This is a genomic window from Aquitalea palustris, assembly GCF_003693445.1.
Lineage (GTDB): Bacteria > Pseudomonadota > Gammaproteobacteria > Burkholderiales > Chromobacteriaceae > Aquitalea > Aquitalea palustris.
Genome location: NZ_RFAR01000086.1, coordinates 1 through 10845, shown reverse-complemented (window position 1 = coordinate 10845; position 10845 = coordinate 1). Strand labels below are relative to the sequence as shown.

Below are 10845 nucleotides of genomic sequence, written 5' to 3'. Positions count from 1 at the left end.
CTGCACGCTGTCCACCTTGCTGGCATCCATATAGGACAGCGGCGAGTTCATGTGATTGGGACAGGAGGCGATCAGGCTGGCGCCATCGGTCTTGACCAGCAGGCGGTCGTCGGCCAGGCCACGCAGCACCGGCAGGCTGGAAAAACCACCGGCTGCGTGCAGAGTCAGGCCGGGGATGTCTTGCAGCAGTTGGGCGCTGTCGCTGCTGCGCGCTGCTTGCCCAGCCAGTTGTGCCGGGCTCAGGCTGCTGCCATTGGCCTGGTTGTCCGGCCGGCTGCCGTGGACGACTACCTCCGGCATTTGCTGTATGTCGTTGCTGTCGGCGGCATAAGCCAGCTGGCCAAGGGCCGACAGCGCAAGGGTGACGGCCACGACGGCCGGTTTGGTCTGGTAATGCATGAGGCTTCCCAAGTGAGCAACGGATAATCAGCCGGGCCGGTCAAACTGGTGATTGCCAGCCCTGTTATGCCGATCAGGCCCAAGCATGCTTGCCGAACGCAGTTCGGCGGCCTGGCCTGTCAATCTTGCGAGCTTACAAGCTTGCCAAGGCAAAGCGCTGTGACATATTGCCGCACCATGCTGCGACAATTTGCCGCAGCACCCTACCCCGCCCTTTCCTTAAAATGACGGCCTTGTCACCCCATGCCCAAAGAATAATGACCAGCCGCCGCACCGCCATCCTTGCCCTTTGCCTGTCCACCCTGCTATCCCTGCCCGCCTTTGCCAAACCGCTCACCATCAGTGATGCGCTCAATCGCAAGGTGGTAGTGGATGTTCCGGCCAAACGGGTAGTGCTGGGTTTCAATTTCGAGGACTTCACCGCCATCGCCGGTACCGAGGGCTGGAAACGCGTGGTGGGCATCAGCAAAAACCCCTGGGCTGGCTGGCGTCCAGCCAACTGGGCGCTTTATCAGCAGGTGATTCCGTCACTCAAAACCATGCCGGACGTAGGCTATAGCGAGGACAACACCTTCAGCGCCGAAAAGGTGATTGCGCTGAAGCCGGATGTGCTGATCCTGCCGGAAGGCAGTTTCAAGGTGCTGGGCACGGCGGTACAGCAAATCACCCAGGCCGGCATTCCCATCGTGGTGATCGACTACAACGCCCAGACGCTGGAGCGCCATCTGGCCAGCACCCGCGCCATTGGGGCGGTGATGGGCAGCAATATCCGCGCCGAAGCACTGGCGCAGCAATACCAGCGCAAATACCGTGACATCCTGCGCCGCGTGGCACTGGCCAAGGCCAGCAGCAAGCCAAGGGTATATGTGGAGCTGGGCCGTGACGGCGCAGACACGGTGGGCAATACCTACCGCGACACCATGTGGGGCAAGCTGCTGGACACCCTGGGCGCGGATAATCTGGCCAATGGCCGCATTGCCGCCAACTGGGGGCCGCTGAACCCGGAAGCGGTGCTGGCCGCCCAGCCGGACTACATCTTCATTGCCGGCTCGTCCTGGGTAAACCGCCCCAAGGCAGTCAAACTCGGATACAACCATAACGCTGCCGACGCCCGCGCCAGCCTGCAGGCCTATCTGGGCCGCCCCGGCTGGAGCAGCCTGCCCGCCGTGCGCCAGCAACATGTTTATGCCATCGAACACGGCTTGTGCCGCAGCCTGAACGACTACACCGCCATGGCTTTCATTGCCAAGCAGCTCTACCCGGCCCAGTTTGCCGATGTCGACCCGCTGGCCGAATTGCGCCAGTACCACCAGCGTTATCTGCCGGTTGCCTATAGCGGTAGCTGGATGCTGGCACTCAAGCCATGAGCACGCTGGGCCTTTCCCTGGCTGGCCGCTGGCAGTCCCGGCTTGGCCGCAGTGGCTTGCTGCTGCTGGCGGCGCTGCTGCTGGCTGGCAGTTTGCTGCTGGACATTGCCAGCGGCCCGGCACAACTGAGCATTGCCCAGGTGCTGCACAGCCTGCTGCAAGGGGAAGGGGGCGATGGCGTCATCGTGTGGCAAATCCGCCTGCCGGTGGCGCTGATGGCGCTGGCGGTGGGCGCGGCGCTGGGGGTATCCGGGCTGGTCATGCAGACCGTGCTGCACAATCCGCTGGCCAGCAGCTATACGCTGGGCATTTCGGCGGGGGCCGGTTTTGGCGCGGCGCTATTCATTGTGGCGGGCAGCAGCCTGGGGCTGGCCGAAGCCTGGGGCCTGCCGCTTAGTGCGCTGGGCTTTGCCTTTGTGGCGGGCAGTGCGGTGTTGCTGATTGGCCGCAGGCGCGGCGGCAATGCCGAATCCTATGTGCTGGCGGGCATTGCGCTGCTCTTCCTGTTTCAGGCCTTACTGTCCTTGCTGCAATACCTGGCCGCACCGGACGCCCTGGCGCAGATCGTATTCTGGCTGTTTGGCAGCCTGTACAAAAGCGGCTGGCATGCGGTGGGACTGATGTGGCTTACCCTGCTGCTGGGCTGTGGCGTACTGGCGCGCGACGCCTGGCGCTTTACCGCGCTGAGTCTGTCAGATGAACGCGCCGCCAGCCTGGGCATTGCGGTAAGCCGCCTGCGCTGGCGCGCGCTGGCCCTGGTGTCCTTGCTCACCGGCGTAGCGGTGGCCTTTGTCGGCACCATCGGTTTTGTCGGGCTGATTGCCCCGCATATGGCGCGCATGCTGCTGGGTGAGGACCACCGGCTGTTGATTCCCGGTGCGGCGCTGTCGGGTGCCTTGTTGCTGTCGCTGGCCTCGGTACTGGGCAAATGGTTGTCACCCGGCGGCTTGATTCCCATCGGCATTGTCACGGCGCTGATCGGCCTGCCCTTCTTCCTGCTGCTGATCTTGCGTAGCAAAGGCGGGCAATAAGATGCTGCAACTCACACAGCTATCGGTACGCCTGACCGGGCAAACCGTGCTGCACGGGCTGGATCTTGCCAGCGGCCCACAAGGCAGCATCACCTGCCTGCTGGGGCCCAACGGCTGCGGCAAATCCACCCTGCTGCGCACCCTGGCCGGGCAACTGGCCTATGGCGGCAGCATCCGGCATGCCAGTCAGCCCGACTGGCAGCACCGCTACGGCACCCTGCCCGCCAAGGTGGCCTGGCTGCCGCAGGACTGTGGCAGCAACAGCCGGCTGAGTGCAGTGGAAGTGGTACTGCTGGGCAAGCTGCAAACCCTGGGCTGGCGCGTGCCGGCACAGCTGCAGCAGCAAGCCCGGCAGCAACTGGCGCAGCTGGGCTTGTCCGCTGTGGCGCAACAGCCGCTATGCCAACTGAGCGGCGGGCAGCGCCAGATGGTGTTTCTGGCACAGGCATTGATGCGTGAACCGTCCATCCTGCTGCTGGACGAACCCATCAGCGCGCTGGACCTGCAACACCAGCAGCAAGTACTGGCGCTGATTGAGCAGCAAACCCGCCAGCGCAATATGCTCACCATCATGGTGCTGCACGACCTGAATGCCGCCCGGCGTTACAGCCAGCATTGCTGGCTGCTGCAACAGGGGCGCGTGCTGGTGGCTGGAGCAACGGCAGAAGTAATGACCCCGGCCTTGCTCAGCCAGCTATATCACACGCCCATTTCCAGCATCACCGCCGATGACGGCTTTGCGCTGTTTTACCATGGTCGCCATGCCCAGCCTGCCTGAGAGCCGTGGCCTGCAGGCTCAGGCAGCAAATGCGCGGCACTGCTTGATGCACTCCGCACAGGACTCCATGCAGGCGCGGCACGGAGCGTGCATGCTGCTGTGCTGCTTGCAGGCTTTTTCGCATACGGTACAGGCTTCCAGCGCCACCTTGGCCATGGCCGGCAACAAGGCCGAATTCTGTGCCGCCAGGCTTTGCAGGGCGGTACAGCACGCCAGCATCTGGTTGACGGCCTTGGAACAATCAGCCATCGAATCATCACCATTACCCAGCAAGAACAGGCAATGGGCCAGACAGTGCTGGCCATTCAGCACACAGTGGCTTGCCGCCTCTGCCAGCGCAGCGGTCTTGCTGACAGGTGCGCTCGCCGCAGGCATGCTCTCCGCCCGGCCCACCGTACTCAATGCTGCCAGAGTAAAGGCACCAACAGCTCCAATGGCTTCTCGACGGTCCATCATTTCTCCAATCAATATTTCAGGACATAAGATTTAAATGCTACGCCAGATCATGCAATCTGCGCGCAAAATTAAACGGCAATGCGCCGGGGAGCTGACCGCCAGCCAGGCCTGAACACCGGATGGCAGGCAGTGTGCCGCTAGCTGGGCGTGCAGCCTCGGCAGGGCCGGACCGTTTTTTTATAATCTATCTTTTTCACACCAACAGGAGTTCCCATGCTGCGTTTTATCCGTTTTGCCCTGCTGATCATCACCGCCAGCCTGTTCACCAGCACTGCCGCCTGGGCCCATGCCCATCTGAAAGCAGCCGAGCCGGCCGCCAACAGCGTAGCCAGCAGCCCTGCCAGCCTGAGCCTGACATTTTCCGAAGCACTGGATGTGAAATTCAGCGGCATCAAGCTGATTAACGCCAGCAAGCAGGACATCGCGCTGGGTGAAGCCACGCTGACCAATGCCGGCAAGACACTGGTGGTGAAACCGGCCCAGCCATTGCCCGCAGGAAGCTACCAGGTGGAATGGCATGCCTTGTCCGTGGATGGCCACAAGACCAACGGCACGTATAGCTTCAGCGTAGGCAAGTGAACTCGGCTGATTACTTGTTATGGCTGTGCCGCTGGCTGACAGACGGTGCAGCCATGTGCTTGTTCGGCACGGCCTGGTTTCTGCTCAGTCTGGTGCCAGGCGGCCTGGGCAGCCGGCTCTGGCATGCCTGGCAGCCGAGGCTGGCGCGGCTTCGCTGGCTCATCCTGCTCGCCACCTTGTGTGCACTACCCTTGCACAACGCCATCCTTGCCGATAGCTGGGCAGACAGCTGGCAGATCAGCAGCCTGGCCATGCTGGCCGGTGAATCCAGTATCGGTCGGGCCTGGTGCTGGCAGTTGGCAGCAGCCTTGCTGCTGGTGCTGTCCGGCCATGCCGGGCAAAGGGCCGGCGCTGCACCAGTGACGGCACTCCTTGCCACCGCATTATTGGCCAGTCTGACGCTCAGTGGTCACGCGGCAATGAATGAGGGCTGGCTCGGCGTAGTCCATCAACTCAACGACCTGCTGCATTTACTCGCTGCGGCAGCATGGCTGGGTGCGCTGCCGCTGGTATTGCAACTGATGCGGCAAACCGGGCCATGGCGGCAGCCTGCCATGCAGGCGCTGATCCGCTTTTCCACGGCGGGTCATGCGCTTGTTGCAGTCGTCATCCTCACCGGCCTGGGCAATTTCTATCTGATCAACGGCAGTTTGCTACCCGATGGTTTTTCCGCGTATACCATCCTGCTGGGCTTAAAACTGCTGGCGGTGCTCGGCATGGTGCTGCTGGCCGTGTTCAACCGCTACTATCTTGTTCCGCGCATGCGCGACAAGCGCAGCGCCATTCCCTGGTTTATCCGCGCCGTTAACATGCAAATTGCCCTGTGCCTGCTTGCTTTGGCATTGCTAGCCTGTCTTGGCACGCTGGATCCGTACTGAAATTCCGTATCCGGCAAGCATGCCATCAGCTTGCCCATGTCCCGGTACACCAGACTTGGTGCAGCCGCCTTCTCGAGCTCAGGTTCAGTGGCAAGGAAACTGCATATTGGCTGTCATCAAAAACAGGGAAGGAAAAACCAGGGAGTAGCCGCCGCCGCTCAAGCAAGTCGTAACCAGGACAGCTTGACACGGCGGTCTGCGGCTCAAGAGCCAGCCCCATGACAAAACCCGCTGGACTCAGGCGGCGGATGCCACGGGGCGGCGGTTACGCAGCATGTGCAGTACGGTCACCGCCAGATAAGCACTGCTACTGAGCGCGGTTATCCAGAAGCTGGTAGGCCAATCCGTATAGAAAGCCAGGGTAATGCCCAGCCATGCTTCGGCCAGTGCCAGCAGCGCTGCCAGCAGCACCCCGGTTCCCAGGTGTGAAGTCAGTTTCTGCGCGGTTGCCGCAGGCCCTACCATCAGCGTGAATACCAGCAAGACGCCAACAATCTGGATACATTCCGCCGTGGTCAAGGCCACAATGGCCAGAAACAGCATGGACACCTGCCGCAGGGAGACGCCCTTGGCCTCGGCCAGCTCGGGTTGCAGACTGGCAAAGACCAGCGGGCGGGCCATGATGGCCAGCAACAGCAGGCAAGCCAAGCCAAGCCATGCCAAAGTCCATAGCGTGTCGGTATTCACCCCGAGGACGTTGCCAAACAGCAAGGCAGTGGCTTGTGTGGCATAGGCAGTAAAGAAATGAAGAAACAGCATCCCCAGGCCCAGGGCCAGTGACAGGATGGTGCCAATCACAATATCACTGCCCTGCAGGCGCTCACCCAGTGCCCCCATGGAAACACCGCCAAGCAAGGTAACCCAGATCAGCCCCCACATGGGCGACAGGCCAAGCAGCGCTGCGCCGGTTGCACCGGCAAAGCCGACGTGTGACAAGGCATGGCCGGCAAAGGTCTGCCCGCGCATGACCAGAAAGAACCCCACCACCCCGGCCAGCACGGACACCAGGCCACCGGCGATGAAGGCGTTCTGCATGAAATCGAATTCAAGCATGGTGGCAGTGCTCCTCTTTTTCCACTTCGACGTCCCCAGCCATCACGAAAATGCGGTTTTTCATGCGTATCACATCAATATTGGACCCATACAGCCGCGATAACACCGGCTTGGTAATGACCTCGTCCACCTTGCCCAGCGCCGCCTGACCCCGCCCCAGATACAAGACCTGGTCGATGGCACCAAGCAGCGGATTGAGCTCATGCGCGCTGAAGATCACGGTAATGCCCAGCTCTTGCTGTACCTGTTTCACCAGCGTCACCACCCCATGCTGATGGTGCGGGTCCAGACTGATCAGGGGTTCATCCAGCAATAGCAGACGTGGCCGGCCCAGCAAGGCTTGCGCCAGCAACAGCCGCTGCCGCTCGCCCCCCGACGTTTCCATGAGCGGGCGCCGTGCCAGCTCGGTGGCCCCCACCATATCGAGCGCCCAGTGCACTTCCTGCCGCCCGGCGCGGCTCAGGATGGGCAGCCCCCAGCGATGGCCATTGCAGGCACTGGCGACAAAATCCCAGCCACGTAGCCGCATATTGCCAGCCAGACTGCGCAGCTGCGGGATATACCCTACCGCAGCATTACCGCTCGAGGCTGGCTCGCCCAGTACGCGGATGCGGCCGCCAGCGGGCCGTATCAGGCCGAGTACCGTGCGCATCAGCGTGGTCTTGCCCGCCCCGTTGGGGCCGAGCATGCCAATAAACAGCCCCTGGCCAATCTCCAGAGTCACGTCCGACAAGACCGCTCTTCCCGCGAAAGAAACGGTCACCTGTTGTAAGGACAGTGCGCTCATCACTTGCCCGAGGACAAAGCCTGATTCAGCGCGTTCAGCTGACCGAGCATCCAGTCCTGATAGTGCTTGCCAGTCGGCGCGGTTTCGGTAACGCCCACCACCGGAACCTTGGCTTCCTTGGCAATCTTCTGCACACGCTTGGCCGATTGGTCCGAAGCCTGGCTGTTGTAGAACAGCACTTTTACCTTGTGGGTTTTCAGGTCGTTTTCGAAGGCGGCAACATCACTGGCACTAGGCTCGGTGTTGTTCATGACGGCCAGCTGGAATTTTTCATTACGCATCTTGAAGCCAAGCGCGCTCGCCATATAGCCGAAAACAGGCTCGGTGGCGGTTACCGGCGTGCCTGCGTGTTTGTCATGGATCGACTTTACCTTGCTGTTGATTGCCTGCAGCGAATCCAGGAAGCGCTTCAGGTTCTGTTGGTATTCGGCCTTGTTGGACGGATCAGCAGCCTCCAGCTCCACCGCAATCGCTTTCGCCACCAGCGGCATGGTGGCCGGGTCGTACCACAGGTGCGGGTTATCGCCGGTTTTTTTCTGCATCAATTGACCGGCAACGATTTCCTTGCGGCCGGCAGCTTTGGCAGCGGACAGCAGCTTGGCCATCCACGGGTCGTAATCGATGCCGTTATACACCACCAGCCGGGCGGCACTCAGGGCCTTGGCAGTGGAGGCACTGGCTTCGAACAGGTGCGGGTCCTGATCCGGATTGCTCAGGATGCTGGTGACGTGCACATGCTTGCCGCCAACTTGCTGGGCAACATCGCCATAAAAATTTTCGCCGGCCACAACGTTGATCGGCAGGCCGGATGCCTGGGCAAGCAGCGGTGCGCAGGCCAGGGCCAGGAGTGAAGCAAGGCGGGTGATGCGATTCATGGTTATTCTCACTTTCCGGTGTTATGTTATAACGATTCGTCAATTTTATGTAATGATATAACATTGTGCAAACTATTTTTACGCCCGCACCCCCCGCCTGGCAGAACATGAAAGCCGCTGGCGGCGGCGGACAGCGTGATGACCAGGACACCCGACGATGACTGTCGCCCTCAACCCAGCGCCTTGCGCGACACCACCCACAAGGTCACTGCACGAAGCGGCCCGACTGACCGATCTGCTGCACATTTTCGATGAAGAGGTGCAGCTTTGCCTGTATCAGCGCAGCCCGGTAGAGCCCATCACCCGCTACTTTGCCGCAGCACGCGAGCAGGGTGTGCTCGGGCTGGGATTCCGACTGGTGGCCACCCCGGGCCAGGCGCTGGATATTCCGGGCCTGGCCGCCCTGCCCGGACGTGATGCCCTACTGCAGGACATGGCCTATCTGCTTGATATGTATGCCGAGTTGATCGGCTGTCCGCAGGTTGGCATGCGTCTTGAAGTGCTCGACCGCGCCATGTGCCCGCGCTTTCATGTCGACCGGACAGGTGTGCGCATGCTGTGCACCTACTACGGCCAGGGTACCGAATGGCTAAGTGAGGAAGCCGCCGACCGCAGCAAGCTCGGCCGCCTGGCTCAGGGCATGCCGGACGAAACCTCCGGGCTGATCCGCAACCCGGCGGCCATCCGGCAGGCAGCGCCCTTTGCCCTGCTCCTGCTCAAGGGAACGCAATGGCAGGGCAATGATGGCCGTGGCGCGATTCATCGCTCCCCCGCCCCGGACCCGCTGGAGCCATGCCGTGTGCTACTGGCTCTGGACGCCATTTGGTAGCCCGCCACCCAATTTGAACGCCCAAGGAACAACTATGCAAAAACTCCCTGTCACCGTGCTGTCCGGCTTTCTTGGCGCCGGCAAAACCACCCTGCTCAATCACATCCTCAACAACCGTGAAGGCAAGCGGGTTGCCGTCATCGTCAACGACATGTCGGAAGTCAATATCGACGCCCGCCTGGTGCGCGAAGGTGGCGCCGCCTTGTCGCGTGCCGAAGAAAAACTGGTCGAGATGAGCAATGGCTGCATTTGCTGCACCTTGCGCGAAGACCTGCTGATTGAAATTGGCCGACTGGCACGCACTGGCCGTTTTGACTACCTCTTGATCGAATCAACAGGCATTGCCGAACCGTTGCCCGTGGCAGAAACCTTCACCTTCCGCGATGACGACGGGGCAAGCCTGTCGGACATAGCCCGGCTGGACACCATGGTAACGGTGGTCGATGCCCACAATTTTTTGCGCGATTACAGTTGCCGTGACCAACTGACCGACCGTGGCGAAAGCCTGGGCGAAGCAGATGATCGCGCCGTGGTGGATTTGCTGATTGAGCAAGTGGAATTTTGTGACGTGATCGTGCTGAACAAAACCGACCTGGTCAGCCCGCAAGAGTTGGACCGCCTCGACAGAATTCTGCGCTCGCTCAATCCGCACGCCGACATCGTGCACACTGCGTTTGGCACAGTACCCCTCACGCGCGTGCTCAATACTGGCCGCTTCGACTTCGACAAGGCAGCGGAAGCCGCCGGATGGCTGAGCGAGTTGCGCGGCGAGCATGTACCGGAGAGCGAGGAATACGGCATCAGCAGTTTCGTCTACCGTGCCCGTCGGCCATTCCATCCACAACGGCTATGGGACTGGTTTGCCTGCCAATGGCCGGGGGTGATACGTTCGAAAGGCTATTTCTGGTTGGCCAACCGGCCGGATTTTGCCGGCAGTTGGTCTCAGGCGGGGGCCATCTCACGCCATGGCTGTGCCGGCCTGTGGTGGGCTGCGGTCGCCAGGGAAGACTGGCCGGACGACCCGGAAAGCGTGGAAATGATTGAGGCGCGCTGGGCAGCGCCCTGGGGCGACCGCCAGCAGGAACTGGTGCTGATCGGCATGAAGATGGACCAAGCCGCACTGATTGCCGGGTTTGATGCCTGCCTGATGACCGATGCAGAACTGGCTAGCGGCGAGCAAGGCTGGTGCGGCCTGGCTGATCCTTTCCCCAGCTGGGCGTTAAATCCGGAAGAAAGCGCGACCTAAGAGATCAGGAAAATGCCTGTTGAGTTCTCGATACCTTCAGGCTGTTTGCAAGGCAAATGGAGCCATCTTCCGCCTGGTGTGTATTCATTATTGCCGGTCTTCTTCTGCTCATGCCGAGGCCTCAGTCAGTCGATCTGCACTGATGGCCGGGTTTATTATCAGCTGCTTTACCCTTGCAACATTAGGCCTGCTTGAGTTGTATGGTGGACATGCTGGTATTGGAATTCTTTCTGCTGTGGTAGTAGAGCTAGTATTTGCCATTTCATTCTGTAGAGTTGCCCATGACGACTATCGCCATCGTAATCTTTGATGAGTTTACCGATATTGATCTGAATCGCCCCTCCTTTCCTAGGTACCTCGTGAGCCTCACACTAGGCCCCGCAAGGAGGTGTCATGAGCAAGCCGCGTTTCCCCGAAGAGTTCAAGATTGAAGCGGTCAAACAGGTAACCGAGCGTGGTTACCCTGTGGCCGAACCTGCAGACCATCAAGCCGAAATCCGACGTCTCAAGGCAGAGCTCAAACGGGTCACCGAGGAGCGCGACATCCTAAAAAAGGCCGCCGCATAC

General features: G+C 60.9%; 13 protein-coding genes. 8 read left to right on the top strand and 5 right to left on the bottom strand.

Features of this window, described 5'->3' with window-relative positions; translation table 11 throughout:
• Positions 1 to 399, bottom strand: a 399-nt coding sequence (locus tag EAY64_RS17470) for a TonB-dependent receptor plug domain-containing protein (RefSeq protein WP_199734484.1), incomplete at its 3' end; no start/stop codon positions are given.
• Positions 400 to 656: 257 nt separating this feature from the next.
• Between EAY64_RS17470 and EAY64_RS17465 the strand changes: the two genes are divergently transcribed.
• The 3 genes from EAY64_RS17465 to EAY64_RS17455 are packed head-to-tail and all read left to right on the top strand — an operon-like array spanning position 657 to position 3575.
• On the top strand, positions 657 to 1766 hold the full coding sequence (locus EAY64_RS17465; protein WP_103526014.1) for an ABC transporter substrate-binding protein: 1110 nt from the start codon (positions 657 to 659) through the stop codon (positions 1764 to 1766).
• Positions 1763 to 2797 (top strand): FecCD family ABC transporter permease, encoded by a 1035-nt coding sequence (locus tag EAY64_RS17460; RefSeq protein ID WP_103526013.1) that lies wholly within the window; start codon positions 1763 to 1765, stop codon positions 2795 to 2797. The genes EAY64_RS17465 and EAY64_RS17460 overlap by 4 nt, the downstream gene beginning before the upstream one ends.
• Before the next feature lies 1 nt (position 2798).
• Positions 2799 to 3575 carry an ABC transporter ATP-binding protein gene (locus tag EAY64_RS17455; protein WP_103526012.1) on the top strand — a complete coding sequence of 259 codons (777 nt, stop codon included), beginning with the start codon at positions 2799 to 2801 and terminating at the stop codon, positions 3573 to 3575.
• Positions 3576 to 3593: 18 nt separating this feature from the next.
• On the opposite strand, the gene EAY64_RS17450 is transcribed toward EAY64_RS17455, so the two are convergent.
• Positions 3594 to 4028: a four-helix bundle copper-binding protein gene (locus EAY64_RS17450; protein ID WP_103526015.1), complete on the bottom strand. Its 435-nt coding sequence runs from the start codon at positions 4026 to 4028 to the stop codon at positions 3594 to 3596.
• Between the two features lie 216 nt (positions 4029 to 4244).
• Between EAY64_RS17450 and copC the strand changes: the two genes are divergently transcribed.
• Positions 4245 to 4610 (top strand): copper homeostasis periplasmic binding protein CopC, encoded by a 366-nt coding sequence (gene copC / locus EAY64_RS17445; RefSeq protein WP_103526011.1) that lies wholly within the window; start codon positions 4245 to 4247, stop codon positions 4608 to 4610.
• The gene (copD, locus tag EAY64_RS17440; protein WP_103526010.1) at positions 4607 to 5488 is read left to right on the top strand and encodes a copper homeostasis membrane protein CopD; all 882 of its coding nucleotides are present in this window, start codon (positions 4607 to 4609) and stop codon (positions 5486 to 5488) included. Before copC ends, copD begins: the two co-directional genes overlap by 4 nt.
• A gap of 237 nt (positions 5489 to 5725) precedes the next feature.
• On the opposite strand, the gene EAY64_RS17435 is transcribed toward copD, so the two are convergent.
• From EAY64_RS17435 to EAY64_RS17425, 3 genes are all read right to left on the bottom strand, one after another.
• Complete coding sequence (locus EAY64_RS17435; RefSeq protein WP_103526009.1) at positions 5726 to 6541, bottom strand: metal ABC transporter permease; 816 nt, start codon at positions 6539 to 6541, stop codon at positions 5726 to 5728.
• Positions 6534 to 7265 carry an ATP-binding cassette domain-containing protein gene (locus EAY64_RS17430; RefSeq protein ID WP_226034172.1) on the bottom strand — a complete coding sequence of 244 codons (732 nt, stop codon included), beginning with the start codon at positions 7263 to 7265 and terminating at the stop codon, positions 6534 to 6536. Before EAY64_RS17430 ends, EAY64_RS17435 begins: the two co-directional genes overlap by 8 nt.
• A 62-nt stretch (positions 7266 to 7327) precedes the next feature.
• Positions 7328 to 8203, bottom strand: a complete 876-nt coding sequence (locus EAY64_RS17425) for a metal ABC transporter solute-binding protein, Zn/Mn family (RefSeq protein WP_103526007.1) — start codon at positions 8201 to 8203, stop codon at positions 7328 to 7330.
• Between the two features lie 157 nt (positions 8204 to 8360).
• Between EAY64_RS17425 and EAY64_RS17420 the strand changes: the two genes are divergently transcribed.
• From EAY64_RS17420 to EAY64_RS17410, 3 genes are all read left to right on the top strand, one after another.
• Positions 8361 to 9032, top strand: a complete 672-nt coding sequence (locus EAY64_RS17420) for a DUF1826 domain-containing protein (RefSeq protein WP_103526006.1) — start codon at positions 8361 to 8363, stop codon at positions 9030 to 9032.
• Between the two features lie 34 nt (positions 9033 to 9066).
• Positions 9067 to 10278, top strand: a complete 1212-nt coding sequence (gene zigA / locus EAY64_RS17415) for a zinc metallochaperone GTPase ZigA (RefSeq protein WP_103526005.1) — start codon at positions 9067 to 9069, stop codon at positions 10276 to 10278.
• 393 nt (positions 10279 to 10671) lie between these two features.
• A partial coding sequence (locus EAY64_RS17410; RefSeq protein ID WP_369407078.1) for a transposase occupies positions 10672 to 10845 on the top strand: 174 nt, incomplete at its 3' end.